The organism is Rhizobium sp. PAMB 3182 (assembly GCF_052908355.1).
In genome coordinates, this window is record NZ_CM128607.1 from 2275283 (window position 1) to 2301425 (window position 26143).

A 26143-nucleotide genomic window follows, 5' to 3' on the forward strand; every position below is an offset into this window, starting at 1 on the left:
AGATATTGTGAGACAACGGTTGGCCGTTTGCATCCGAAAAAAGGCAATTTTCGTTCTGACGTGAAATATCCGGATAAAAAGCAAGAAACCATATAAATGTTCCGTCATAACGCCTGCGGAATAGCCGCAAATCACTTTTTCATCCGGGAGCGAATGTATCATGCCGATTATGTGTGATCTTTGCCCCTCCCCTGTACAAGCGCGACGCGGTCTCGTTGATCGGGGGGCGATGTGAAGATTGACGCCCTACTCGAGTTTCTGGAGCGTGCGGATGACTACGACAGCTATGAGCGTGTCGTCCAGCAGCTGGAACGCGTCATCACGCTCTTCGGCTTCGAATATTACGGTGTTTTGCGGCAGCCCAAGCCCGTCGAGGACATAAGCAGCCTTGTTCTTTGCGGGCGCTGGCCGGAGGGCTGGCCGGAGGTCTACACCGCCAAGAAATTCATCCTGAGCGATCCGACGATCCGTTATCTGCAGGTCGCACATCGGCCGTTCCGCTGGCGCCACGCTCTCTCCATCTTTCGTACCGACCCGCATCGCAAGCGTATGGAGCGCATGATGGCGGAGGCCAAGAAGTTCAGGCTCGAGGATGGCTACGTGTTCCCCGTGCACGGCCGGACCGGGTTGCTCGGCAATATGTCCGTCAGCGGCGTGTTGATCGAGCTCAGGCCGATGGAGCTGTCGCTCTTCTCCGCCTTTGCCGATCGCGCCTTCTGGCGGCTGATGGATATCACCAACAAGTCGGGCGAGCTGGAGCTTCTGGCCAATGTCGACACGCAGCTGACCAAGCGGGAGCTCGAGGTCCTCAACTATCTCGCAGATGGTCTGACCTCCAACGAAATGGGCCAGATCCTTGAAATCTCCAGTCATACGGTCGACTGGTACATGAACGGAATCCAGGACAAGCTGAGGGCGAAGAACCGCCAGCATGTCGTCGCGACGGCGCTTCGCATGGGGCTGATCGGCTGATCGCAGGCTGCGATACGAAATTTTCTTCCACTGTCGCCAAGGAAATTGAACTTATTGCGACAAGCCGTTAAGACTCTTCTTCGCAGTGCAGCATAAGTGCACGTGGCGAATTGAGGAGACTGTCTTGTCCATTCAGAAGATTCTTGTTGCCAACCGATCTGAAATCGCCATCCGCGTTTTTCGCGCGGCCAATGAACTGGACATAAAAACGGTCGCCATCTGGGCGGAAGAAGACAAGCTGGCGCTGCATCGCTTCAAGGCGGACGAAAGCTACCAGGTCGGCCGCGGCCCGCATCTCGAGCGTGATCTGGGCCCGATCGAGAGCTATCTGTCGATCGAGGAGGTGATCCGCGTCGCCAAGCAGTCCGGTGCCGACGCCATCCACCCCGGATACGGCCTGCTCTCGGAAAGCCCGGAATTCGTGGACGCCTGCGATGCCGCCGGCATCACCTTCATCGGCCCGAAGGCCGAGACCATGCGCCAGCTCGGCAACAAGGTTGCCGCCCGCAACCTGGCGATCAGCGTCGGGGTTCCGGTCGTGCCGGCCACGGAGCCGCTGCCGGACGACATGGCCGAAGTGGAGAGGATGGCCGAGGAAATCGGCTATCCGGTGATGCTGAAGGCCTCCTGGGGCGGCGGCGGGCGCGGCATGCGCGCCATTCGCAAGAAGGAAGACCTCGCCCGCGAGGTGATGGAAGCCAAGCGCGAGGCGAAGGCCGCCTTCGGCAAGGACGAGGTCTATCTCGAAAAGCTCGTCGAGCGGGCGCGCCACGTGGAAAGCCAGATCCTCGGCGACATGCATGGCAATGTCGTCCACCTGTTCGAGCGCGACTGCTCCATCCAGCGGCGCAACCAGAAGGTCGTGGAGCGGGCGCCTGCGCCGTATCTCAATGAAGAGCAGCGCCAGGAACTCGCCAGCTATGCGATCCGCATCGGCGAGGCGACGAACTATATCGGCGCCGGCACCGTCGAGTTCCTGATGGATGCCGATACCGGCAAGTTCTATTTCATCGAAGTCAATCCGCGCATCCAGGTCGAGCATACGGTGACCGAAGTCGTCACCGGCATCGATATCGTCAAGGCGCAGATCCACATCCTCGACGGGGCCGAGATCGGCACGCCGGAATCGGGCGTGCCGGCGCAGGAAAACATCTGGCTGAACGGCCACGCGCTGCAGTGCCGCATCACCACGGAAGATCCGGAGCAGAACTTCATTCCGGATTACGGTCGCATCACCGCCTATCGCGGCGCGACCGGCTTCGGCATTCGTCTTGATGGCGGCACGGCCTATTCGGGCGCGGTCATCACCCGGTTCTACGATCCGCTTCTCGAAAAGGTGACCGCGTGGGCGCCGACGCCGCTGGAAGCCACCCAGCGTATGGACCGTGCGCTTCGCGAGTTCCGTATCCGCGGCGTGGCGACGAACCTGACCTTCCTCGAAGCAATCATCAGCCATCCGGATTTCCGCGCCAACAAATACACGACGCGCTTCATCGACACGACGCCGGAACTGTTCCAGCAGGTCAAGCGCCAGGACCGCGCCACCAAGATCCTGACCTATCTCGCCGACGTAACCGTAAACGGCCATCCGGAAACGAAGGGTCGCGCCGAGCCGAACCCGGATGCTGCAAAGCCAGTCATTCCCTATATCAACGGCGCCATTCCGGACGGCACCAAGCAACTGCTCGACACGCTTGGGCCGAAGGGCTTTGCCGACTGGATGCGCAACGAAAAGCGCGTCCTGATGACGGATACGACCATGCGTGACGGGCATCAGTCGCTGCTCGCCACCCGCATGCGCACGCATGACATCGCGACGATCGCCGGCACTTATGCCCGCGCCCTGCCGCAGCTTCTGTCGCTGGAATGCTGGGGTGGCGCGACGTTCGACGTCTCCATGCGCTTCCTGACGGAAGATCCGTGGGAACGGCTTTCGATGGTCCGCGAGGCTGCGCCGAACCTGCTTCTGCAGATGCTGCTGCGCGGCGCCAACGGTGTGGGCTACAAGAACTACCCGGACAATGTCGTCAAATACTTCGTCCGCCAGGCGGCGAAGGGCGGCATCGATCTCTTCCGCGTCTTCGATTGCCTCAACTGGGTCGAAAACATGCGGGTGTCGATGGATGCGGTCGCCGAGGAGAACAAGCTCTGCGAGGCGGCGATCTGCTATACCGGGGACCTCCTGAACTCGGCTCGCCCGAAATACGACCTGAAATATTATACCGCCCTTGCTAGCGAGCTGGAAAAGGCCGGCGCGCATATCATCGCGGTCAAGGATATGGCGGGTCTCCTGAAGCCGGCCGCCGCGACGATCCTGTTCAAGGCGCTGAGAGAAGCAACCAGCCTGCCGATCCATTTCCACACGCATGATACGTCCGGCATTTCTGCCGCGACGGTGCTCGCCGCCGTCGATGCGGGTGTGGACGCGGTCGACAGCGCCATGGATGCCTTCTCCGGCAACACCTCGCAGCCTTGCCTCGGCTCGGTCGTCGAGGCGCTGAAGGGGACGGAGCGCGATCCGGGCCTCAATCCGGAATGGATCCGCCGCATCTCCTTCTACTGGGAAGCCGTGCGCAACCAGTACGCGGCCTTCGAAAGCGATCTCAAGGGACCGGCATCGGAAGTCTATCTGCACGAAATGCCCGGCGGCCAGTTCACCAACCTCAAGGAGCAGGCCCGTTCGCTCGGTCTCGAGACCCGCTGGCATGAGGTCGCGCAGGCCTATGCCGACGCCAACCGCATGTTCGGCGACATCGTCAAGGTGACGCCGTCCTCCAAGGTTGTCGGCGACATGGCCCTGATGATGGTCAGCCAGGATCTGGCGGTTGCCGACGTGGAAAACCCGGCGAAGGACGTGTCCTTCCCGGAATCGGTGGTTTCCATGCTCAAGGGCGACCTCGGGCAGCCGCCCGGAGGCTGGCCGGAAGCCCTTCAGAAGAAGGTGCTGAAGGGCGACGAGCCCTATGTCGTGCGCCCGGGCTCACTGCTGCCCGACGCCGACCTTGCCGCCGAGCGCAAGACGATCGAGGAGAAGATCGAACGCGAGGTCAACGACTTCGAGTTCGCCTCGTATCTCATGTACCCGAAGGTCTTCACCGACTATGCCTTGGCGCACGAGACCTATGGTCCCGTCTCCACGCTGCCGACGCCGAACTATTTCTACGGCCTGCCGGTCGGCGACGAGGTCCTGATCGATATCGAAAAGGGCAAGACGCTGGTCGTGCTCAACCAGGCGATCGGCCATACGGACGAGAAGGGGATGGTCACCGTCTTCTTCGAACTGAACGGCCAGCCGCGCCGCATCAAGGTTCCGGACCGGGCGCACGGCGCGGCCGGCGGCGCTGTTCGCCGCAAGGTTGATGTTGGCAATGCCGCCCATGTCGGCGCACCGATGCCGGGCGTGATTTCCACGGTTGCCGTTGCGACCGGCCAGGAGGTCAAGCAGGGCGACGTTCTTCTCTCCATCGAGGCGATGAAGATGGAAACCGCGCTTCACGCGGAAAAGGACGGCGTCATTGCCGAGGTCCTGGTAAAGGCGGGCGACCAGATCGACGCGAAGGATCTGTTGATCGTCTACGCAAGCTGACGCTTCGAGACATTGAGGAACAGCAAGGGCGGCCTTTGGGTCGCCCTTTTTCGTTCAGGGGCATTCGTCCGAGGGGCGGTTGCAGAAATAGCATCTTGCCCGCAACGCTGTGATGCATTATGCACGTTTATGCATGTTCTTGCCGATTTGAGCCGAAAACCCATGAAGCCCGATCTCTTTCTCAAGCAACGCCACGCGCTGATCCAGGAGCGGCTTGCCGCATCCGGCAAGGTGATCGCCGCCGACCTCGCCGAAGAATTCGGGGTGTCCGAAGACACGATCCGCCGCGACCTGAGGGACATGGCGGCCGCCGGTCTTTGCGAACGCGTCTATGGCGGCGCGCTGCCGCCGGCGCCGTTTCCCGGCGGTCTTTCGGTGCGCACCCGGCTCGATCCGGAGCGCAAGGCGGCGCTGGCCGCGGTCGCGGTTCGCGAAATCGTGGACGGCATGTTCGTCTTCTTCGACGTCGGCAGCACCAATCTCGCCATCGCGAAGGCTTTGCCGCCGACACTGAAGATCACGGCCGCCACCAACGCGCCGATCATCGCAGCGACGCTGATGGAGCACCAGGGTGTCAACGTCATCATGATCGGCGGCGCCATCGATCGGGAAACCGGTGCAGCCGTGGGGGCGGAGGCGGTGAGCGAGGTCAAGCGCCTGCGGCCCGATCTTTGTATCCTCGGTGCTTGTGGCATAGACCGGGACGCCGGCGTCACCAGCTTCGGCTACGAAGATTCGATCCTCAAGCGCCATGCCGTCGAGCAAAGCCGGTCCGTCATGGCAGCAGTGACATCCGAAAAGCTCGGCACCGCGGCCCCCTTCGCCGTCGCTCCGCTGGCGGCATGCGGCATCGCGGCTTTCGAAGGCGATGCCGATCCACAATTCCTGACCCATTGCCACGGGCTCGGCATCAAGGTGCTGCAGCCGTCTCCCACCTTTCTGCCTGAAAAGGTCTGATCCATGAACCAGATGTCCCCCGGCGTGCCGGTTCGCGCGCCCTTCATGCCCAAGCAGCGTATTGCCGTCAGCCTGCTGTTCCTCATCAACGGCTACATGATCGGCAACTGGGCGCCGAAAATTCCGGAATTCATCGATCGTCTGGGTCTGACTAGCGGTGAGATGGGCCTGATGATCATGGCCTTCGGCATCGGCTCGCTGGTGCTGATGCCGTTTGCGGGCGCTGCGATTGCCCATCGCGGTTCGCGCCTGGTCTCGCGCGTCACAGCGCTCCTGCTGCTGCCGGGCATGCTGATGCTGACATTCGCCCCGAACTGGTGGCTGGCCGCAGCCGCGCTCTTCTATTTCGGCGGCATGATAGGGGCGATGGACGTGGCGATGAACGCCAATGCCGTCGTCGTCGAGAAAAGCATGGGGCGGGCGATCATGTCGTCCTGCCACGGCTTCTGGAGCCTCGGCGGCCTGATCGGCGCCGCGACGGGTGGCTATCTCATCGTTCACCTCGGTGTCGTCGGGCATACGCTCGTCCTGACCGCCTTGGCGACGATGCTGCTTCTCGTGGCATGGGCGGAGATCGAGACCGATGCGCCGCATCCCGAGGACGAGAAGCTGAAGGTCAGCCTGCCGCTGACGCCGCTTCCCTGGCTGATCGGCATCATGGCGCTGTTCTCGATGATTCCCGAAGGCTCGGTGCTCGACTGGGGCGCGCTTTACCTGCGCAACGAACTCGGGACGACGCTCACCCATTCCGGCTTCGCCTTTGCCGGCTTCTCGCTCACCATGGCTGCCATGCGCTTTGCCGGCGATTTCGTGCGGGACCGTTTCGGTGCCGTCATGACATTGCGGATCTGCGCGCTTGCCGCGATGACGGGCCTGCTGATCGCGGGATTTGCGCCGAACGCGACCGTTGCGATCCTCGGCTTCACCGTCTGCGGCATCGGCATATCCAACATGGTGCCGATCGCCTTTTCGGCCGCCGGCAACCTGCCCGGCCTGCCGCCGGGCGTCGGCATCTCGGTTGCCACCTTCCTCGGCTATTCCGGCCTGCTGTTCGCGCCGTCGATCATCGGCTTCATCGCAGAGCATACCGGCTTTGCGCCGCTCTATGCGGGCCTGAGCATCCTGATCATGGTGGTTCTGGGGCTCTCTAGGCTGGCGAGCCATGCCGACGCAGCGTGAACGGGTGTTGACAATGACGGGGGCATGATCCACCTGAATGGCATAGTCTCCAGCTTTCCGGGAAGCCCGAACCATGTCCTCGATCCGCGACTTTGATCCGAAACCGCGCCGTGCCTCGGTCGCCGTCGATGTCGGCGGCGTGATCGTCGGCGGCGGCGCACCGGTCGTCGTGCAGTCGATGACGAACACCGACACGGCGGACGTGGATGGCACCGTCGCGCAGGTGGCGGCGCTCTACAAGGCCGGCTCGGAGATCGTTCGCATCACCGTCGACCGCGACGAAAGTGCCGCTGCCGTGCCGAAGATCCGCGAGCGCCTGGAACGGCTGGGCCTCGACGTGCCGCTCGTCGGCGACTTCCACTATATCGGCCACAAGTTGCTCGCCGATCATCCGGCCTGTGCCGAGGCGCTGGCGAAGTACCGCATCAATCCCGGTAACGTCGGCTTCAAGGACAAGAAGGACAAGCAGTTCGCCGACATCGTCGAGATGGCGATCCGCTACGACAAGCCGGTGCGCATCGGCGTCAACTGGGGCTCGCTCGACCAGGAGCTCCTGACCCGGCTGATGGACGAGAACCAGAAGAACGGTTTTCCGCTGTCGGCGCGCGATGTTACACGTGAATCCATCGTCCAGTCGGCGCTGCTGTCGGCCGAGCTCGCGGAAGAGATCGGCCTGCCGCGCAACCGCATCATTCTCTCCGCCAAGGTGTCGCAGGTCCAGGACCTGATCGCCGTCTATTCCATGCTGGCCGAACGCTCCGACCATGCGCTGCATCTGGGGCTTACCGAAGCGGGCATGGGATCGAAGGGCATCGTCGCCTCGTCGGCCGCCATGGGCTACGTCCTGCAGCAGGGTATCGGCGATACGATCCGCGTCTCGCTGACGCCGGAGCCGAATGGCGACCGTACCCGCGAGGTGCAGGTGGCGCAGGAAATCCTGCAGGTCATGGGTTTCCGCCAGTTCGTGCCTGTTGTCGCGGCTTGTCCCGGCTGCGGTCGTACGACCTCGACCGTCTTCCAGGAACTGGCACAGCGCATCCAGAGCGACATCCGCAAGAACATGCCGGTCTGGCGCGAGAAATATCCGGGCGTCGAGGCGCTGAACGTCGCGGTGATGGGCTGCATCGTCAACGGGCCGGGCGAATCCAAGCACGCCGATATCGGCATCTCGCTTCCCGGCACCGGCGAAAGTCCTGCGGCACCGGTGTTCATCGACGGCAAGAAGGCGATGACGCTGCGCGGCCCGAAGATCGCCGAGGATTTCGAGGCGATGGTGATCGACTATATCGAGAAGCGCTTCGGCTCCGGGTCGCAGGCGGCGGAATAGTCAGATCCGGCTGGTCAGAAGCTTCAATCCCGCCAGGCCGAAGAACAGTCCCATAGCCCCTTCGATGACGCGGCGCGCCTTCGCATAGCCACGGACCATGGGTTCCGTGGAGAACAGCACGGCGAGCATGTTGAAGGATATGAAGCCGATCACCATCGCGCCACCGATGAAGATATAGACCACCTCGGACGGTGCGTGCGCCGGTAGGCCGAGCGAGACCAGCGACATCCAGACGAAGATGGCCTTCGGATTGGTCAGGTGGATGCCGAGACCCCGCAGATAGAAGACCTTCAGGGGCAGGTCTTCATGGCTCATCCTTGCGACGGACCCGTAGTCCGCCTTGACGGCCGAGCGAAGGTTCTTCCAGCCGAGCCACAACAGGTAGCATCCCCCGGCAATCTTCAATCCTGTCAGCGCGTAGGCGAATTGGGTGAGCAGGGCCGATAGGCCGAGTGCCGCCAGTATCGCCCAGATGAAGGAACCGGTGATGACGCCCGTTGCGAGCGCCATGCCGCGGCTGCGGCCATTGGCCATGGCCGTTCCGGCGATGGCGAGCGTCGCCGGGCCGGGGCTGATGACGGCAAGGAAGTAAACGCTCCAGGCGACCGCGAGATGCGGCAGGATAGTCGGCAGGTCCATGGGGTCCTCATCGGCAGGGGTAGCCGATTGTTGCTGCGACCCCGACGCGCAGGCAAGCCGACTCTTGTCACCGCTGCAATTTCGCCGCGTCAGCCGGCGGCGTCCTTGAAGCGTTTCAGCACCGCGTCCAGTCCTTCCGTGAGCTGGTCGAAGGCGCCGTTCCCTTTCAGGTGCTTGAGGACCTGTTCGTTGATCCCGCCCGCCGTCGTGTGTTCGTCGGCCAGTTCGGCGAAGCATGCTTCCGCGTTCAGCATGGCCGTATTGGTGAGACCGCGCATCATGGTGGCGACGAAGCGGCGCGCCTCTGAATAGGCAATGCCTTGGCCGGCCAGCCACTGCGCAATGGTTTCGGCGAAGGTGAAGACGGAGGCCATGCTGGCGGTCGCGGCCGTCAGCGCGTCGAATTCGGCGGCCGTTTTCACCTCGATTGCGACGCCAAGAGTGTTGAACAGCGCGGCCACATCGGCGTCGGGCGGATAGACGGGCGTCGGGCCCATGCGCTGCGCAGTCGACGGCAAGGGTATGACGCGCGTCACCCTTTCGGCGGGCGAGACCATGGCTTTCACCTCATCAAGCCCGATGATCGCCATGAGGCTGATGACATGATGATCGGCACGGAATGTCAGGTCTTTGAGCACGTCCACGGCGACCTGCGGCCGCACCGCAATCAGCACCATGTCGGATCCGTCGAGCACGGCCTGATTGGAGGCTGCAACCGAGACATTGGCAAAGCGGGCTGCGAGTGAAGCCGCGATCTCGGCATTGCGGGGTGACAGGAGAATTTCCGGCGCGGTCTTTTTGTCCGTGCTCAATCCTTCGACGATGGCCGCCGCTATTGCGCCCGTTCCAATAACTCCGATGGTCATTATCCGCCCGTTCGTTTGTATTTCATTCGTCGGCGACCATAGGAAGAACGGTATGAAAATGCCACCTCCGTCGCAAATTGCTCCCGCCTTTCAAGGGGAGAAAGGCGGGAGCGGACTTGCCGCCTCGGGGTCTGCACCTCGCTAGAATGTGACGGGGGCAGGCGGCAATTCGGATAGGGGGTAGGGGAACCTTCAGGCGGCGATCTCTTCGTAGGGTGCCTTGGCACGGGCGTCGCGCAGCACCGATCCCCACCAGTCGAGATGCGCGAGAAGGTGGGCCATCTTGCCTGCTTCGCCGGCACCATCCGACAGATGTCCGGACTGATTGAAGCGGCCCCAGGGATTTGCGAAGCTGACGACATCCCGGATCGTCACCGCATGCAGTTCGGCGAAGACAAGGCGGAGCTGTTCGACCGCGCGCAAGCCTCCGGAAATGCCGCCATAGGAGACAAAGGCGACCGGCTTAGCCCGCCATTGATCCTTCCCGCTGTCGATCAGTTGCTTCAGCGGCGCTGTGAAGGAGTGGTTGTATTCCGGCGTCACGATGAGGAAGGCATCGGCTTCATCGAGCCGGAGCCAGAGATCGAAGAGCCCCTCGCTATGGCCTCCGTGACGCGCCGGAAGCGTCATCTCCAGCGGATCGATGATGTCGACCGTGAAGCGGTCCTGCCGTTCGATCTCGCCCACTGCCCAGCGGACGATGCGGTCGCAGAGCCGGCCTTCCCGTGTGCTGCCGTAGATCACCGCGATTCGTAGTCTCTCTTCCTGCATGCATTCTTTCCCGTTGCTGTGATAATGAGGGCACGCTACAACCTCAACATTACTTGAGGTCAACAGGGAAATTTCGCATGGGCGAGAAATTCGAAATCCGTCGCGAGCTGACCGTCGGAGAGGTGGCGGCGCGCAGCGGCGTGGCGGTCTCGGCGGTTCACTTCTATGAGGCGGAGGGGTTGATACGAAGCTGGCGGAATGCCGGAAACCATCGGCGCTACGGCCGCGACGTCTTGCGCCGGATCGCGATCATCAAGGTGGCGCAGCGCGCCGGCATCACGCTCAAGGAAATCGCCGGAGCCTTTTCGACGCTGCCGGATGGCCGGACGCCGAACCGCCAGGACTGGGAACAGCTGTCGGCCGCCTGGCATGCGGACCTGAACGACCGGATCGCGCGTCTCACCCGGCTTCGGGACCGGCTGTCCGGCTGCATCGGCTGCGGCTGTCTCTCCGTCGATCGCTGTCCGTTGCATAACCCCTACGATGCACTCGGACGGGAGGGATCCGGGCCGCGCCTCCTGGAAGAGGATTGATGGCAGGTCACAGGCCGAATTCGGACAGGCAGCCGCTGAGGCGACGGACAGCCGTCGTGATTTCATCGGCCGTATAGGCCGCAAATCCGAGCACGAGACCCGACCGCGGCAGGCTGCCGGCATAATGCGGCGACAGCGGCAGGAGCGACAGGCCCTGCCGGCGCGCTTGTTCGCAGACCGCCCGGTCGTCGCATCCGTTCGGCAAAAGGACCGTTACCTGCATGCCGGCGTGGTGATTGTCGAAAGTGCAGGACGGCGGCAGGTGTGTCGACAGCGCTTCGATCAGCGCCTGGTGCCGCTCGGCATAGATGCGCCTCATCCGCCGGATGTGGCGCAGGAACTCGCCGTCCTCGATGAAATGCGCCAGTGGCCGCTGGGCAGAAATCGAGGCACGGGCGCCGAAATGCGCAACGCAGCGGGCGAAGGTGTCGACCAGGTTCTTAGGCACGACGAGATAGCCAAGCCTCAGGCCGGCGGTGAAGACCTTGGAGAAGCTGCCGACATAAAGAACATGGCCGGAGGTGTCGACGCTTGCCAGCGCGGGGATCGGCCGGCCGGCATAGCGGAATTCGCTGTCATAATCGTCCTCGACAATGAAGCTGTCGTTGCGGACCGTCCAATTGAGGAATTCCACCCTTCGGCCGGCGGACATGATGCCTCCCAGAGGAAACTGATGGGATGGCGTGAGGACCGCAAGACGCGGCTGCGCGCCGGACGGGTTCGGAAGCCGGGCACCGTCGGCGTCCATGTCCAGCCATATGGTTCGCGTGCCAAGGCTGTCGGTGAAATGGCGCAGACGCTCGAAGCCCGGATCTTCCAGCGCGATGCAATCCTCCTTGCGCATCAGCGCGCGGACGCAGATTTCGAGCGCATCGGCCGAACCCGCGGTCACCACGATCTGGTCCTCGGTAGCCGAAACGCCGCGCCAGTCGTGGATATGGGCGGCGATCGCCCGCCTCAGGCGCCGGTCGCCGAACAGGTCATCGTTCATGACCATGGCTTCCGGCTCGGTTCGTGCCACGCGGGCAATCGCCCGGCTCCATTGCCGGAAGGGGAAAAGCCGCATGTCGGGCAGGCCGGGGTAAAGGGGGAGGGCGCGCCCTGTCTTGCCGGTATGGATCGGATCGGACCTCTGCGCCGGACCTTTTGGCAGGTCTGCTTCCGCAAGCCGGCTCGGATAGTAGCCGGAACCCTGCCGACCGGTGATGTAGCCCTCGGCCGAAAGCTGCTCATAGGCCGCGATGGTGGTCGATCGGGAGACGCCCAGCTCGACGGCCAGGGCCCGGCTCGGCGGCAGACGGCTTTCGGGCTTCAGGTCGCCGGCAACGATGCGGTCGCGCAGCTGCGCGTATATCTGCTGAAAGAGCGGCTGGGCCGCGTGGCGGTCGAGACTGAGCGATAACAATGAAGTATCCAAAATTGGTTTGTTCAATTTCTACATTATTGGATATTTTTCACAAACCAAAACTGTCCTATCTCCGAGCCAGCAAAGGAGTTGGCCTATGAGCGATGTGATGGACAAGACGGAACGGACGCGGCTGCGGCGGATGCATGAGAGGGGACATTTCGACCGGGAAACGGTCAACGGGATCCTCGATGCGATGCCGCTCTGTCACGTCGGCTACATACTGGATGGCCGGCCGGCGGTGACGCCGAATCTGCAATGGCGCGAAGGAAACCATGTCTACTGGCATTCCTCCAGCGCCAGCCGCGCGGGCCGTCTTTCGGCGGGCGCGGATGTGTGCCTGACGGTCTCGATGCTCGACGGCATGGTGATGGCGCGCTCGGCAATGCACCATTCGGTCAATTTCCGTTCGGTGATGATTTACGGCAAGGCGACGAAGATCGACGATCCCGAGGTCAAGCTCATCAAGTTCCGCAACATGATCGAGGCCTATTTCCCCGGCCGCTGGGATCTGCTGCGCCCGGTTTCGGCGCAGGAGACAAAGGCGACCATGGTCCTGTCGCTGCCGATCGACGAAGCCTCCGCGAAGGTGCGGACCGGTGGACCCAAGGACGACGAGGAGGATTATGCGCTGCCGATCTGGGCAGGCGTCGTTCCGATCACGTTCTCGGTCGGAGCGCCGATCTCCGACCCGCTGAACCTGCCGGGCGTCGAAACGCCCGACCATGCGACGAATTTCAGGATCGGCTAGAGGATGGCATCGAGCGCCGCGATTAGGCGCTCGCATTCATCCGCTGTGCCGATGGTGATGCGCAGGTGGTCGGAAATCCGCGGCTTGTTGAAATGGCGGACGAGCACCGCCTTTTCGCGCAGGCCGGCGGCGATCTCGGCGCCTGACTTCGAGGCGTGGCGGGCAAAGACGAAGTTTGCCGCTGATGGCAGCACGTCGAAGCCGCGTTCGACAAGCGCTTTCGTCACCGCTTCCCGGTTGGCGATGATCTGCGCCCGGCAGGTCTCGAACCAGTCCTCGTCCTCGATCGCCGCAATCGCGCCAAGTTGGGCCAACCGGTCCAGCGGATAGGAATTGAAGCTGTCCTTGACGCGTTCCAGCGCCTCGATCAGCGGACGCTGGCCGATGGTGAAGCCGACGCGAAGGCCGGCAAGCGAGCGGGACTTGGAAAAGGTCTGCACGACCAAGAGATTGGGATAGGTCTTCGTCAACGGAACGGCGCTCTCGGCGCCGAAATCGACATAGGCTTCGTCTATGACGACCGGCTGGTCCGGGTGATTGCGCACCAGCGTCTCGATGGCTGACAAGGGCAAGGCCATGCCGGTCGGCGCATTCGGATTGGGCAGGATGATCGCGCCGCATGGGCGATCATAGCCGGCTATGGAGATGCCGTAGTCTGTATCCAGCGGAACGGTCTCGACGGTGATCCCATATAGTCGGCTATAGGTCGGATAGAAACTGTAGCTGATATCCGGATAGAGGAGCGGCAGGTCGTGCCTCAGCAGGGCCTGGAAGGCGTGCGCCAGCACCTCGTCGGACCCGTTGCCGACGAAGACTTCCTCCGCCGAGACGCCATAATGGCGGGCGATCGCCTGGCGCAGGTCCAGCGCCGAGGGGTCCGGATACAGGCGCAAGCCGTCTTCGGCCGCCGCGCGAATGGCGGCCAGCACCTTTGGCGAGGGACCGAAGGGGTTCTCGTTGGTGTTGAGCTTGACGAGATCGGCAATGCGCGGCTGCTCGCCCGGCACATAGGGCTGGAGATCATGGACGATCTGCGACCAGAACTTGCTCACGATACTTGCCTTTCTAGCTCTTGCGGTTGGCGACGAAGTGCGCCGTCTCGATCAGAATGCCACCCGCGGCGCCAAAGGGGGCCATCAGTTCCTCGGCCTGCGCGACGAGATGCGAGAGCCGCCCCTCGGCCCAATCCGTGCCGTGCAGTGAGACCAGCGTGCCCTTGCCGCGCGCGGCATCCTTGCCGGTCGCCTTGCCCATGGTGGCGGCATCCGACGTCAGGTCGAGAAGATCGTCGGCAAGCTGGAAGGCGAGGCCGAGCGTTTCGCCATACCGGCGCATTCGCTGCCGGTCGTCCGGCGAGGCACCGGCAATCACCGCACCGGCTTCACAGGCGAAGCGGATCAGCGCGCCGGTCTTCATCGCCTGCAGCATGACGATGCCGTCTTCGTCGGGCGCCTGCTTCTCGGCGGCGAGATCCAGGGCCTGGCCGCCGGCCATGCCGCCGATGCCGGAGGAACGCGCCAGCATGCGCAGGAGCTCTACACGAGCCTCGGCTGACAGCGGCGTTTCCTCCGCGGCGATGATGTCGAAGGCGTAGGTCAGCAGGCTGTCGCCGGCAAGAATGGCAGTGGCTTCGTCAAAGGCGATGTGGACCGTCGGCTTGCCGCGACGCATGTCGTCGTCGTCCATGGCCGGCAGATCGTCATGGACGAGCGAGTAGCAGTGGACGAGTTCCAGCGCCGCGCCGACCCTCAGCGCTGCGTCCGGGTTGCCGCTGAACAGCCGGGCGCCTTCGAGGACCAGAAACGGTCGCAGGCGTTTTCCGCCGTTCAACACCGCGTGCCGCATGGCATCCAGCAAGGTTGCCGGCCGGCAGATTTCGTCGTCCAGCAAGCCCGCCCCGAGCACTTCGGCAAGGAACATCTCCACGCTGCGGGCGTTGTCGGCAAGGCGGTTTGCAAGGGTGGTGGCGTTCGTCATCATGCCCGCTCTTTGGCATGGCGGCGGCAAACTGGCAATGGATTTCAAACATGGCCGGCGGGGCTGGTCATCGGCTGCGGGCCATGTTTTAAGTGACGTCCGGAATGCATTTTTGACCGGGACCACCACAAGAAACCGGCAGGGGGAAAGATCAGTGGCGGCCAGTTGGCGTTTTTTATCGGGCAACCGTGTGCGTCCCATTTTTCGGCGGATTGTCCGTATCGCCCTTTTTCTTCTGGTCCTGCCCTACCTTCTGATTTTCGTCTACCTGCTGCCGGTGCATCCCGTCTCGACGCTGATGATCGCCGATCTCGTCACCTTCCAGGGCTATTCCCGCCAATGGGTCAAGCTCGATGACGTCGCGCCGGTGCTGGTCCAGTCGGTGATGATGTCGGAAGACGGCCAGTTCTGTTTCCATGACGGGGTCGACTGGGAGCAGATGCGGGGCGTTGTGGACGACGCGCTGGACGGCGAGGCGACCCGCGGCGCCAGCACCATTCCCATGCAGACGGTCAAGAACCTGTTTCTCTGGAACGGTCGCTCCTTCCTGCGCAAGGCGCTCGAACTGCCGCTGGCGCTGGCGGCGGACGCGGTCTGGTCAAAGCGGCGGATCATGGAGCTCTACCTGAACGTCGCCGAATGGGGCCCGGGCATCTACGGCATAGAGGCGGCGAGCCAGTATCATTTCAATGTGCCGGCCTCCAAGCTCACGCGCCGGCAGGCCGCCTACCTGGCGGTTTCTCTCCCCAATCCGCTGGAGCGCAACGCCGGCAAGCCGAGCTCCGGCATGAAGCGGCTGGCCTCGATCGTCGAGCGGCGGGCGCGCGCTTCCGGCGAATACATCAAATGCATTTATGATTGACGGCAAACCTATTCATTTGTCGTGGAGCCGCCGCCTGGGCTAACGTCTGGTCCATCAGGATTTTTGGAGACAGCCGTGAGCGAACTTCTTCTGTATGTCGGCAACAAGAACTATTCCTCATGGTCCATGCGCCCTTGGCTGGCGCTGAAGGCGGCCGGAATTCCCTTCCGTGACGAGGTGATCCCGTTCGATTTTCCGGGTGGCAACCCGGCCATCAAGGCGGTGTCCGAGACCGGCAAGGTGCCGCTTCTCGTGGATGACGGCTTCAAGGTCTGGGAATCTCTGGCGATCATCGAATATGCCGCAGAGCTTTTTCCGGATGCCGGCGTCTGGCCTCAGGACCGCAAGGCGCGGGGCCGGGCGCGCTCGGTGTCGATGGAAATGGCCACAGGCTTCCAGGCGCTGCGCAACGCCTGCCCGATGAACCTGCGCTATACGCCGCAGAGGCTGGACGTCGGAAGCGATGTCCTGGCCAACGTTGGCCGCATCACGACGATCTGGAACGAATGCCTCTCGGATTCCGGTGGGCCGTTCCTTTTCGGCGCATTCTCGGCCGCCGACGCCATGTATGCGCCGGTCGTCAGCCGGTTCCGAAGCTACATGCTGCCGGTCGACGACGTCTCGGCTGCCTACATGGCCGCCGTCACTGGCCACCCGGCCTTTCAGGCATGGGCGGCGGATGCCGCCAGGGAGACATGGGTGGTACCTGAGGACGAAGTCTGAAGGAGAGTGCCCGGCGGCACTAAAAAAATCCCTGTGGGGTATGGCCAAACGCCGCTTGCGCATGTATAAGCCGGCCCAATTTCCGAAATAGGGGCATGTCCATTTCGGCCAACAAGGCGGCTGATGGCATATGCCGTCCGTCCAGTGGAGTAAGTCAAATGGCTGTACCGAAGAAGAAAACGACCCCGTCCAAGCGCGGCATGCGCCGTTCGGCCGACGCCATCAAGGCATCGGCATATGTTGAAGACAAGAACTCCGGCGAACTGCGCCGTCCGCACCATATCGATCTGAAGACCGGTATGTATCGCGGCCGCCAGGTTCTGACGCCGAAGGAAAGCGCATAACCCCTAGCGGTTCCGCTTCACTGCGATTTTAAAAGAGGTCGGCCGTTCGCGCCGGCCTTTTTGTATTTGTCTCGCTACCCGCATAAAGTATTGTGCGTTGCGGCGAGATTCGCGAGCGGCTGCATTTGCAGAGCTTTTCCATCCGATCCGCCTGAAATGACACTCCGGATGAGGTTTATGTAATGCTTGCTGCGTTGCCACTGATGATCGTGCCGTTCCTGCTCTACAATGCGGTAATGCTGGGACTTGTCGGCGCGGATGGCGTCAGTGCGCTCGGAAGCGTCCTCACGTCGGTGCAGATGCTCTCGGGCGCTGACTGGACGCTCAGCCTCGGCGATATCCTGATCGTCGTCTCGCTGGTGGCGCTGTTCTTCGAGATCCTCAAGGCGACGATGCACAATTCCGCTTCGCTGCTCAATCACATGCTGTCGATGCTGATCTTCATCGCGTTTCTGGTCGAGTTCCTGCTCGTGCGCGATGCTGCGACACAGATCTTCTTCATCCTGATGGCAATGTCGCTGATCGATGTCGTGGCGGGCTTCACCATCTCCATTCGCTCGGCCGGTCGCGACGTATCGATCGGGCTCTGATCAGGAGCCACGATCGACGTCATTCGCATTTCGGTCTCTCAGAGATTGTCGAGCTTGGTCTGAAGCGCCTTCAGCTGCGCCTTCAGTTCGTCGATGTCCTTGCTCTCCGCCTTCTTTTCCTCCGTCGCCGCCGGCGGGGTCATGAAGGGCGAGAACATCTGCATCGCCTGGTGGACCATTTCGGTGTTCCGCTTGACCTGTTCTTCCATCAGTTGCATCGGCATCTGCAGGTTCTTGGCAAGCGGTGCTTCGCCGAAGGCTCTGCCGATCTGCTCGCGCATTTCCGTCTGCTGCTGGCCGAACGCCTTCATCGAATGTTCGAGAAAGCTCGGCACGACCATCTGCATCTGGTCACCGTAATAGGTGATCAGCTGGCGCAGGAAGGAAATCGGCAGGAGGGTGTTCCCGGTCTTGGATTCCTGCTCGAAGATGATCTGGGTGAGAACGGAATGAGTCAGATCTTCCCCTGACTTGGCGTCCTGAACGGTGAACTCTTCCCCCTTCTTGACCATCTCGGCCAAGTCTTCGAGGGTCACATATGTGCTGGTGCCGGTATTGTAGAGACGACGATTGGCATATTTTTTTATGATGATCTGATCGCCATTCTTGGCCATTGCAAACTCCTGCTCCCAAAACGTCCAGCGTTTCCTCTTAGATAGGAACTGTAAGCGCAAATTGCCGGTCGTTACAATCGATTTGTGCAATGCATGAATTCAACTTCGAGCTTCACGGGAAGCTGGCGCGAGGACCTGTTTCATCTCATTGAAGTCATTTGACTTCGCATTCAAGCTTTGTCAGTTTCGAGAAAATGGACAATAGCGCCAATGAGGAGGCACCCATGAGTGAACCAAGCATCGTCATCGCCAGCGCGGCCCGCACAGCGGTCGGCTCATTCAATGGCGCCTTCGCCAATGTCCCGGCGCACGATCTCGGCGTGACCGTCATCAAGGCCGTTCTGGAACGGGCCGGCGTCGACGCCAGCGACGTCAACGAGGTGATCCTCGGGCAGATCCTGACCGCCGGCCAGGGCCAGAACCCGGCGCGCCAGGCGGCGATCAATGCCGGCATCCCGATTGAGGCGACCGCCTTCGGCCTCAACCAGCTCTGTGGCTCGGGCCTGCGCGCCGTCGCGCTCGGCGCCCAGCAGATCGCAACCGGAGATGCATCCATCGTGATTGCCGGCGGCATGGAATCCATGTCGATGGCCCCGCACTGCCAGCACCTGCGCGCCGGCGTGAAGATGGGCGACTACAAGATGATTGACACCATGATCAAGGACGGCCTGACGGACGCCTTCAACGGCTACCACATGGGCAACACGGCGGAAAACGTCGCCAAGCAGTGGCAGCTGTCGCGCGAAATTCAGGACGAGTTCGCGGTCGCCTCGCAGAACAAGGCCGAAGCCGCCCAGAAGGCGGGCAAGTTCAAGGACGAGATCGTCGCCCACGTGATTTCGACCCGCAAGGGCGACGTCGTGGTCGACACCGACGAGTATATCCGCCATGGCGCGACGCTGGAGAGCATCGCCAAGCTGAAGCCGGTGTTCGAGAAGGATGGCACGGTGACGGCGGCCAACGCATCGGGGATCAATGACGGCGCGGCCGCGACGCTTCTGATGAGCGAGGCGGAAGCCGCCAAGCGCGGGATTCAGCCGATGGCCCGCATCGTCTCCTGGGCAACCGCCGGCGTCGATCCGAGCATCATGGGCACCGGCCCGATCCCGGCATCGCGCAAGGCCCTGCAGAAGGCCGGCTGGAGCGTCGGCGACCTCGATCTCGTGGAAGCCAACGAGGCATTTGCCGCCCAGGCCTGCGCCGTCAACAAGGACCTCGGCTGGGATCCGTCGATCGTCAACGTCAATGGCGGCGCGATCGCCATCGGCCATCCGGTCGGCGCGTCCGGTGCGCGCGTGCTCAACACGCTGCTGTTCGAAATGAAGCGCCGCGGCGCCAAGAAGGGCCTTGCGACACTCTGCATCGGCGGCGGTATGGGCGTTGCCATGTGCGTCGAGGCGATGTGATCAGCGCTGATTGTCACTAGGGGAGATGGCCTGCCGTATCATGCCGGGCGGCAGGCCTCGACAACCACATAAAATACCGGCGAGAGTTTCAGTTACAGGCATCTCGGGAGGAATACATCATGAGCAGGGTGGCCATCGTTACGGGTGGGTCGCGTGGTATCGGCGCGGCGATCTCGATCGCATTGAGGGATGCAGGCTACAAGGTTGCCGCAAATTATGCCGGCAATGACGAGGCGGCAGCGAAGTTCAAGGACGAAACCGGCATTCCGGTGTTCAAGTGGGACGTGTCGTCCTACGAGAGCTGCGTCGAGGGCGTGGCCAAGGTGGAAGCGGAGCTCGGGCCGGTCGATATCCTGGTCAACAATGCCGGCATCACGCGCGACGCGATGTTCCACAAGATGACGCCGGACCAGTGGAACGCCGTCATCAACACCAACCTGACGGGCCTGTTCAACATGACACATCCGGTCTGGAGCGGCATGCGCGACCGCGGCTTCGGCCGGGTCATCAATATTTCCTCGATCAACGGCCAGAAGGGCCAGGCCGGACAGGCCAACTATTCCGCCGCGAAAGCCGGCGATCTCGGCTTCACCAAGGCGCTTGCCCAGGAAGGCGCGATGAAGGGCATCACCGTCAATGCGATCTGCCCGGGCTACATCGGCACAGAGATGGTGCGCGCCATTCCCGAAAAGGTGCTCAACGAGCGCATCCTGCCGCTGATCCCGGTCGGCCGGCTTGGTGAACCGGAGGAGATCGCCCGCTGCGTGCTGTTCCTCGCCTCCGACGATTCCGGCTTCATCACCGGGTCCACCATTTCTGCGAACGGCGGACAGTTCTTCGTCTGACGATTGTCGGATTTCATGCTCTTCGAAATGGCGCCTGCAGGCGCCATTTCCGTTTCCGGCAAAGGTTAACGCTCAAGTGGAAAGTGGTCCAATCTGGCGCGACTTGCGGCTGGAAATATGGTTAATATATTGTAAGTATACAATATTTGGCGATGAACAAAGCAGGAAACTTGCGGTGTCAATGATTCGTCGCCGATTCGTTCCGGCTTTGACCTGAAGGTTAAAGTCCTCGCTTTTGGCGCCTGCTTTTCCCTATTCACGAGGACGTCGCCGGACTGTTGTTTCCCGCCAGCAGATGCATGATCGAGCGACCCACCATGAAGGTGACCGAGAGACCGTTGACGAAGCTCCAGGTGATTTGCATTGGCTGGCTTGCTGCTGCGGCAGGACCGATCGCGGTGAGGACCCCATCGACGTAGTTGACCGCGAAGATGACCAGCAGCAGCCCCAGTGAAAGCCACTCTCCCTGCAGGAGCAGCTTGCCGTTCGGCAGGCGCCTGGTCTGCCGAGCCGGCTTGATCGACAGAAGGATGACGAATGCCAGGATGATGCCGGCTGCGGTTCCCGACAGTACATCCGCATCGAAACCGGCCATGACCAGCCGGCGGAGCGCAAGGAGAGTGAGGATCGCCGGCAGCAGGATCAGTGAGTTCTGCGATACTTCGCGTGTCTTTGTCCTCTTCAGCCCGCGAAAGACAAGAAGGGCGAGAACGAGCCATACCCAGCTGGGCGTGTGGGTGAGGATGTCGATCGGCATTTGCATGATGTCATGTGCTCCATTACTCAGGATGAAAGGTGCGGCGAACGGAGGTCTGGCATGTCGCCGCCGGAGAATGAGGGCAATGACGGGTTCGTATAATGCGTGAGGGCTACGTGGGCGGCACGCCGCTGCAGCTCGCGCTTCGTGAGATGCAGGACGAATTTTCGAGCTGGCGAACCTGGGGCGCACTGGCGCTGGTCGCGGTGTTGCTGGTCGTTTCCGGTCCTTTCCAGACGATGACGACGCTTTCCCTGCCGCAGCGCAGCCTTTACTGGAGCGCCCTGGTTGTTGCCACATTCGTCGCCGGAAACTTTGTCGGCACATGGTGGAATTATGTCGTGCTGGAGCGCGGATGGCGGCAGCCCTGGCGGTTCATGACGGTCGGGGTCAGCGCCGGCATTCCAGCGGCCATAGCGGTCACAGCTATCAATGTTGCCGCCTTCGGATGGCAAATGCTTGCGCCGGCACAGATCGTGGAGCTTGCCGCCTACAGCGTCTTCATCAGCGTTCTGGTCGCCGGATTGTTCGCGCTCTACAGCCGGTCGGCGGCTGAGGCGCCGGTTGGCATCGATACGGGTGCGGAGGACGGTCTGCCGGCCATCCTGCGCCGCCTGCCGCTGACCAAACGCGGGCGGCTCGTTTCGATCTCCGTCAGTGATCACTATGTCGAGGTGACGACGCTGAAAGGGCGGGAATTGCTGCTAATGCGTCTGCGGGATGCGGTGGCCGAATGCCCCCCGGAAAAGGGTCTGCAGATCCACCGCTCGCATTGGATTGCACTTGACGGCGTGAAGCATGTCTATCGCAGCGGCGGCAAGGTGATGGTCGAGACGGTGGCCGGTGATCATCTTCCAATCAGCCGGTCCTTCATGGCAGAGGCGCGTGCCTCCGGGCTGAACGCCTGAAGTGGGGCCCAAAGGTTAACAACAGGCGCTGCAATGCTGTCCCGCAATGCTTCATGTGTTCCAAAATTATGGTTAAAATATTGTAAATACACCATATTTAGCGGTGAACAGATCGGGAAGACATTGATGTCAGCGATTCGTCGCTGATTCGTTCCAGCTTTGGACCGAAGGTTAATCGGGAGGTTGTTTTTCGCTGCCTTGGCCGGTTCTTTCCGAAGGGGGGGCGCCGTCGGCCGACATTAGCAAACCGGTAGGATCTATTAACGCCGGACCGTCCATCTTGCGTCTGCAAGGAATTCCTGATTCACTATCTGGTGTCACGGCGTCGTTCGGGTGGAAGATGTAGCGGTGAACAAAGCCTGAATCCGTGCGAGTCAGCGATTCGTCGCTGATTCGTTCCTTTGCTGTTCCGAATCTTAACCGTTTGGTTTGACTCTCGAATTTCGGTCACCCTCGAAGTTGGGGCTTGCCTTGCCCGCCCTTAGTCGCCATGTGTCTGGCGGTGTTCCAGCCTTCCTCGCCGGGGGCGGTCACCCTCTCGTTTTTGCGTGGTGTGATAGTGACGATCCAACCCATGATCCTGAGCGGCCGCGGTGTCACCGCCATGCTCGGTCCGACCAATACCGGCAAGACCCACTATGCCATCGAGCGAATGCTGGCCTACGGTACGGGGGTCATCGGCCTGCCGCTGCGCCTGCTCGCGCGCGAAGTCTACAACAGGCTGGTTGAGCGCGCCGGGGCCGCCAATGTCGCGCTGGTGACGGGAGAGGAAAAGATCTCGCCGCCCGGTGCGCGCTATTCCGTCTGCACGGTCGAGGCGATGCCGCGGGAAACCAATGCCGCATTCGTGGCGATCGACGAGGTGCAGCTGGCCGGCGACCTGGAGCGTGGGCACATCTTCACCGACCGCATCCTGCATCTGAGAGGCCGTGAGGAGACGCTTCTGCTCGGCGCCGACACGATGCGGCCGATCCTGCGACAGATGCTTCCCGGCATTACGCTTGTGGACCGGCCGCGCATGTCGCAGCTCTTTTATGCCGGCCAGAAGAAGATCACGCGCCTGCCGCAGCGAAGCGCGATCGTCGCCTTCTCGGCGGAAGAGGTCTATGCGATCGCCGAACTCATCCGCCGCCAGCGCGGCGGCGCGGCAGTGGTGCTCGGCGCGTTGTCTCCGCGAACCCGAAACGCCCAGGTTGGCCTCTATCAGGCAGGTGACGTCGAATATCTGGTGGCCACCGATGCGATCGGCATGGGGCTGAACCTCGACGTCGATCACGTCGCCTTTGCCCAGGACCGCAAGTTCGACGGGTTCCAGTACCGCAATCTCAATCCGGGCGAACTCGGCCAGATTGCCGGCCGCGCCGGCCGCCACGTCCGCGACGGCACATTCGGGGTTACGGGCCGCGCCGAACCATTCGACGAGGAACTGGTCGAGCGCCTGCAGAATCACGAATTCGATCCGGTCAAGGTGCTGCAGTGGCGGACCAAGGCGCTCGATTATTCTTCGCTCAACGCCCTGCGCCGCAGCCTGGAAACGCCGCCACAGGTGCCGGGCCTGACCAAGGCGCTGCCGGCAATCGACCACGAAGCGCTCGAACTGCTGGCGCGCTATCCCGAGATCATCGATCTCGCCACCACGCCGGAGCGGGTCGAGAAGCTTTGGGAAGCCTGTGCGCTGCCCGATTATCGCCGCATCACCCACGCACAACACGCCGACCTGATTTCGACGCTCTATTCGGATCTCGTTCGCCATGGTGTGGTCAACGAGACTTTCATGGCAGAACAGGTCAGGCGGTCGGACCGGACGGACGGGGAAATCGATACTTTGTCGGCGCGCATTGCGCAAATTCGAACTTGGACTTATGTGTCCAATCGCCCAGGGTGGCTAACCGATCCGACACACTGGCAAGAAAAGACGCGTGAAATCGAGGACCGGCTGTCCGACGCGTTACATGAGAGGTTGACGAAACGCTTTGTTGATCGCAGGACTTCTGTGCTCATGAAGCGGCTTAGAGAGAATGCGATGCTGGAAGCAGAAATCAGTGTGAATGGCGATGTCTTCGTCGAAGGACATCACGTCGGCCAGTTGGCCGGTTTCCGGTTTTCGCCGGTCACCGGGGGGAACGGGCCTGACCAGAAGGCGGTTGAGGCTGCGGCCCAGAAGGCGTTGTCGCTGGAATACGAAGCGCGCGCCGCGCGTCTCTACGCGTCCGGCAACAGCGACCTCGTCATCGGTTCGGATGGTTACGTCCGCTGGCGGGGCGAACCCGTGGCACGGCTTTCGTCCGGCGATCACATTCTGCATCCGCGCGTCATCCTGCTCGCCGACGACCAGCTGAGCAGCAATGCGCGCGAGCATGCAACGGCGCGCGTCGAGCGCTTCGTCAATCACCATATCGCGACCGTCCTGAAGCCGCTTGACGACCTGTCGCGTGCCGAAGACCTGCAGGGTCTCGCCAAGGGCCTGGCATTCCAGCTGGTCGAGAACCTCGGCGTTCTCTTCCGCCGCGACGTCGCCGACGACGTGAAGTCGCTGGACCAGGATGCGCGCAGCTCCATGCGCAAATATGGCGTGCGTTTCGGCGCATACCATGTCTTCATGCCGCTTCTCCTGAAGCCGGCGCCGGCGGAACTGATCACGCTTCTCTGGGCGCTGGCCAATGACGGGCTGGACAAGCCCGGCTACGGCGACCTGATCCCGGTTCTGGCCGCCGGCCGCACGTCGATCGTCACCGACAACACCTATGAACGCGCCTTCTACAAGCTCGCCGGCTTCCGCTTCCTCGGCAAGCGCGCTGTTCGCATCGACATTCTCGAGCGCCTGGCGGACCTGATCCGTCCGCTCCTGCAGTGGAAGCCGGGTTCGGGCGCTCGGCCCGACGGCGCCTATGACGGCCGCCGGTTCACGTCGACGACCGGCATGCTGTCGATCCTTGGGGCTACGCCGGACGACATCGAGGAAATCCTCAAGGGTCTCGGTTACCGTGCCGACCAGGTTTCCGCTGAAGAAGCCGCGGCATTCCTGGCAAGCCAGGGTGGCGAGACGCCTGCCGCCGAGGGCGAGGCCGACAAGGCCAGCGCAGAGGCCGAGAGCGCCGAACACGAAGACGCCGGTGACGATGCCGATGGCGAGGAGAGTGCTGCTCCCGCCGAAAGCGCTGCCGTAGCCGAGGAGGCTCCCGCGGCAGTGGCCGAGGCAGCCGATGCGACGGTCGCCGAAAAGTCCGAGACGGATGCGTCTGCCGCCGAGGAGGCCGTTGCAGAAGAGCCGAAGCCGGTTCTGCTCTGGCGCATGGGCGGTCGTTCCGACCACCAGCAGCGCCGTCCGCATGGCCAGCAGAAGCAGGCACGCTCCAATCGCGGCGAAGATGGCCGCAAGGACCAGCCGCGCGAAAATCGGGAAAACCGTGACAATCGCGGCAAGGGCGGCAAGCCGAACCGCAATCAACGGCATGACGGTCCGCGTCCGGACAAGGGCCAGCGCAACGACCGCCATCAGCAGCAGGCCAAGCCGCCGCGCAAGGAAAAGCCGATCGATCCGGATTCGCCTTTCGCAAAGCTCGCCGCGCTGAAGGAACAGATGAAGAAGTAAGCGATGGCGGAGGAAGGCCATCCGGTTGCAGCGGCGCGACAGCGCCTCGACAAGTGGCTGTTCTTCACCCGCCTCGTCAAATCACGCACGCTGGCGCAGGATTACATTCGCTCGGGCCAGATCCGGGTGAATGGCGAGCGTGTCACCTCCTCAAGCGCGCAGGTCAAGATCGGCGACCGGATCGAGGCGACGCTTGCCAGCCGCGACATCGTCGTGGTCATGCGGGATGGAGGCGTTCGTCGCGGGCCGTCCGAGGAGGCGCGGCGCCTCTACGAGGACTTCTCGCCACCGCCTGGTGAGACAAAACGCCTCAGGCCTCTCGAACAGGCCCTTCGCACGCCGGGAACGGGTCGTCCGACCAAGAAAGAACGGCGGGCGGTGGATCGGTTGAAGTCGGAAGACGATTAGAAAACTCTGCCTCCAGAAGGCCGAAATCGGAAACGGAATGCCCTTGCCATAAGGGATCAAAGCCGTTACCTCACAAATGAAATGAGCGCATTGGATTCTCCGGTCGAGCCCCGGATAACCGCGCTACCCGG

General features: G+C 62.3%; 24 protein-coding genes. 16 read left to right on the forward strand and 8 right to left on the reverse strand.

All coding sequences use genetic code 11. From position 1 onward, the window contains the following. Positions 1-231: 231 nt before the first annotated feature. The 5 genes from ACU5AZ_RS11075 to ispG all read left to right on the forward strand — a co-directional run bounded on the left by ACU5AZ_RS11075 (position 232) and on the right by ispG (position 8021). Positions 232-972, forward strand: a complete 741-nt coding sequence (locus tag ACU5AZ_RS11075; RefSeq protein ID WP_446822437.1) for a helix-turn-helix transcriptional regulator — start codon at positions 232-234, stop codon at positions 970-972. Positions 973-1096: 124 nt separating this feature from the next. Further along, positions 1097-4558 carry a pyruvate carboxylase gene (gene pyc / locus ACU5AZ_RS11080; RefSeq protein WP_446822438.1) on the forward strand — a complete coding sequence of 1154 codons (3462 nt, stop codon included), beginning with the start codon at positions 1097-1099 and terminating at the stop codon, positions 4556-4558. Positions 4559-4720: 162 nt separating this feature from the next. Then, complete coding sequence (locus ACU5AZ_RS11085) at positions 4721-5515, forward strand: DeoR/GlpR family DNA-binding transcription regulator (RefSeq protein ID WP_446822439.1); 795 nt, start codon at positions 4721-4723, stop codon at positions 5513-5515. A gap of 3 nt (positions 5516-5518) precedes the next feature. Continuing rightward, entirely contained in the window at positions 5519-6694 is a 1176-nt protein-coding gene (locus ACU5AZ_RS11090) for an MFS transporter (protein ID WP_446822440.1), read from the forward strand. 73 nt (positions 6695-6767) lie between these two features. Further along, positions 6768-8021 carry a flavodoxin-dependent (E)-4-hydroxy-3-methylbut-2-enyl-diphosphate synthase gene (ispG, locus tag ACU5AZ_RS11095; RefSeq protein WP_446822441.1) on the forward strand — a complete coding sequence of 418 codons (1254 nt, stop codon included), beginning with the start codon at positions 6768-6770 and terminating at the stop codon, positions 8019-8021. On the opposite strand, the gene ACU5AZ_RS11100 is transcribed toward ispG, so the two are convergent. From ACU5AZ_RS11100 to ACU5AZ_RS11110, 3 genes are all read right to left on the reverse strand, one after another. Continuing rightward, positions 8022-8660 carry a LysE family translocator gene (locus ACU5AZ_RS11100; protein ID WP_446822442.1) on the reverse strand — a complete coding sequence of 213 codons (639 nt, stop codon included), beginning with the start codon at positions 8658-8660 and terminating at the stop codon, positions 8022-8024. Positions 8661-8749: 89 nt separating this feature from the next. Further along, positions 8750-9526, reverse strand: a complete 777-nt coding sequence (locus tag ACU5AZ_RS11105) for a pyrroline-5-carboxylate reductase (protein ID WP_446822443.1) — start codon at positions 9524-9526, stop codon at positions 8750-8752. Between the two features lie 192 nt (positions 9527-9718). After that, the gene (locus ACU5AZ_RS11110) at positions 9719-10297 is read right to left on the reverse strand and encodes an NADPH-dependent FMN reductase (RefSeq protein ID WP_446822444.1); all 579 of its coding nucleotides are present in this window, start codon (positions 10295-10297) and stop codon (positions 9719-9721) included. A 77-nt stretch (positions 10298-10374) separates the two neighbouring features. Between ACU5AZ_RS11110 and soxR the strand changes: the two genes are divergently transcribed. Next, entirely contained in the window at positions 10375-10830 is a 456-nt protein-coding gene (gene soxR, locus ACU5AZ_RS11115; protein ID WP_446822445.1) for a redox-sensitive transcriptional activator SoxR, read from the forward strand. A 7-nt stretch (positions 10831-10837) separates the two neighbouring features. Here the strand turns inward: soxR and pdxR are convergent, their stop codons facing one another. Further along, positions 10838-12235, reverse strand: a complete 1398-nt coding sequence (gene pdxR / locus ACU5AZ_RS11120; RefSeq protein WP_446822446.1) for a MocR-like pyridoxine biosynthesis transcription factor PdxR — start codon at positions 12233-12235, stop codon at positions 10838-10840. A 97-nt stretch (positions 12236-12332) separates the two neighbouring features. Between pdxR and ACU5AZ_RS11125 the strand changes: the two genes are divergently transcribed. Next, on the forward strand, positions 12333-12986 hold the full coding sequence (locus ACU5AZ_RS11125; protein ID WP_446822447.1) for a pyridoxamine 5'-phosphate oxidase family protein: 654 nt from the start codon (positions 12333-12335) through the stop codon (positions 12984-12986). On the opposite strand, the gene hisC is transcribed toward ACU5AZ_RS11125, so the two are convergent. Beyond that, positions 12983-14038 (reverse strand): histidinol-phosphate transaminase, encoded by a 1056-nt coding sequence (gene hisC, locus ACU5AZ_RS11130; protein ID WP_446822448.1) that lies wholly within the window; start codon positions 14036-14038, stop codon positions 12983-12985. The two genes, ACU5AZ_RS11125 and hisC, sit on opposite strands and share 4 nt — an antisense overlap. A gap of 13 nt (positions 14039-14051) precedes the next feature. Next, the gene (locus ACU5AZ_RS11135; RefSeq protein WP_446822449.1) at positions 14052-14966 is read right to left on the reverse strand and encodes a polyprenyl synthetase family protein; all 915 of its coding nucleotides are present in this window, start codon (positions 14964-14966) and stop codon (positions 14052-14054) included. 196 nt (positions 14967-15162) lie between these two features. On the opposite strand from ACU5AZ_RS11135, the gene mtgA reads away from it, so the two are divergent. From mtgA to ACU5AZ_RS11155, 4 genes are all read left to right on the forward strand, one after another. Beyond that, positions 15163-15825, forward strand: a complete 663-nt coding sequence (mtgA, locus tag ACU5AZ_RS11140; RefSeq protein WP_446825988.1) for a monofunctional biosynthetic peptidoglycan transglycosylase — start codon at positions 15163-15165, stop codon at positions 15823-15825. A 75-nt stretch (positions 15826-15900) separates the two neighbouring features. Beyond that, complete coding sequence (locus ACU5AZ_RS11145) at positions 15901-16548, forward strand: glutathione S-transferase family protein (protein WP_446822450.1); 648 nt, start codon at positions 15901-15903, stop codon at positions 16546-16548. A gap of 158 nt (positions 16549-16706) precedes the next feature. Continuing rightward, the gene (rpmF, locus tag ACU5AZ_RS11150; protein ID WP_446822451.1) at positions 16707-16892 is read left to right on the forward strand and encodes a 50S ribosomal protein L32; all 186 of its coding nucleotides are present in this window, start codon (positions 16707-16709) and stop codon (positions 16890-16892) included. Positions 16893-17074: 182 nt separating this feature from the next. Next, the gene (locus tag ACU5AZ_RS11155; protein ID WP_446822452.1) at positions 17075-17482 is read left to right on the forward strand and encodes a hypothetical protein; all 408 of its coding nucleotides are present in this window, start codon (positions 17075-17077) and stop codon (positions 17480-17482) included. Positions 17483-17520: 38 nt separating this feature from the next. Here ACU5AZ_RS11155 and phaR read toward each other — a convergent pair whose 3' ends face one another. Continuing rightward, on the reverse strand, positions 17521-18096 hold the full coding sequence (gene phaR, locus ACU5AZ_RS11160) for a polyhydroxyalkanoate synthesis repressor PhaR (protein ID WP_446822453.1): 576 nt from the start codon (positions 18094-18096) through the stop codon (positions 17521-17523). Positions 18097-18320: 224 nt separating this feature from the next. Here phaR and ACU5AZ_RS11165 point away from each other — a divergent pair, with 224 nt between their 5' ends. Both ACU5AZ_RS11165 and phbB read left to right on the forward strand, forming a co-directional pair. Further along, on the forward strand, positions 18321-19502 hold the full coding sequence (locus ACU5AZ_RS11165; RefSeq protein WP_446822454.1) for an acetyl-CoA C-acetyltransferase: 1182 nt from the start codon (positions 18321-18323) through the stop codon (positions 19500-19502). A 119-nt stretch (positions 19503-19621) separates the two neighbouring features. After that, positions 19622-20347, forward strand: a complete 726-nt coding sequence (gene phbB, locus ACU5AZ_RS11170) for an acetoacetyl-CoA reductase (RefSeq protein WP_446822455.1) — start codon at positions 19622-19624, stop codon at positions 20345-20347. A gap of 256 nt (positions 20348-20603) precedes the next feature. Here the strand turns inward: phbB and ACU5AZ_RS11175 are convergent, their stop codons facing one another. Further along, positions 20604-21110, reverse strand: a complete 507-nt coding sequence (locus ACU5AZ_RS11175) for a DUF6622 family protein (RefSeq protein WP_446822456.1) — start codon at positions 21108-21110, stop codon at positions 20604-20606. A 95-nt stretch (positions 21111-21205) separates the two neighbouring features. Between ACU5AZ_RS11175 and ACU5AZ_RS11180 the strand changes: the two genes are divergently transcribed. From ACU5AZ_RS11180 to ACU5AZ_RS11190, 3 genes are all read left to right on the forward strand, one after another. Beyond that, positions 21206-22012 (forward strand): LytTR family DNA-binding domain-containing protein, encoded by an 807-nt coding sequence (locus ACU5AZ_RS11180; protein WP_446822457.1) that lies wholly within the window; start codon positions 21206-21208, stop codon positions 22010-22012. Positions 22013-22565: 553 nt separating this feature from the next. After that, positions 22566-25604, forward strand: a complete 3039-nt coding sequence (locus ACU5AZ_RS11185; RefSeq protein ID WP_446825989.1) for a helicase-related protein — start codon at positions 22566-22568, stop codon at positions 25602-25604. Between the two features lie 3 nt (positions 25605-25607). Beyond that, positions 25608-26012: an RNA-binding S4 domain-containing protein gene (locus ACU5AZ_RS11190; protein WP_446822458.1), complete on the forward strand. Its 405-nt coding sequence runs from the start codon at positions 25608-25610 to the stop codon at positions 26010-26012. The last annotated feature ends 131 nt before the right edge of the window (positions 26013-26143 follow it).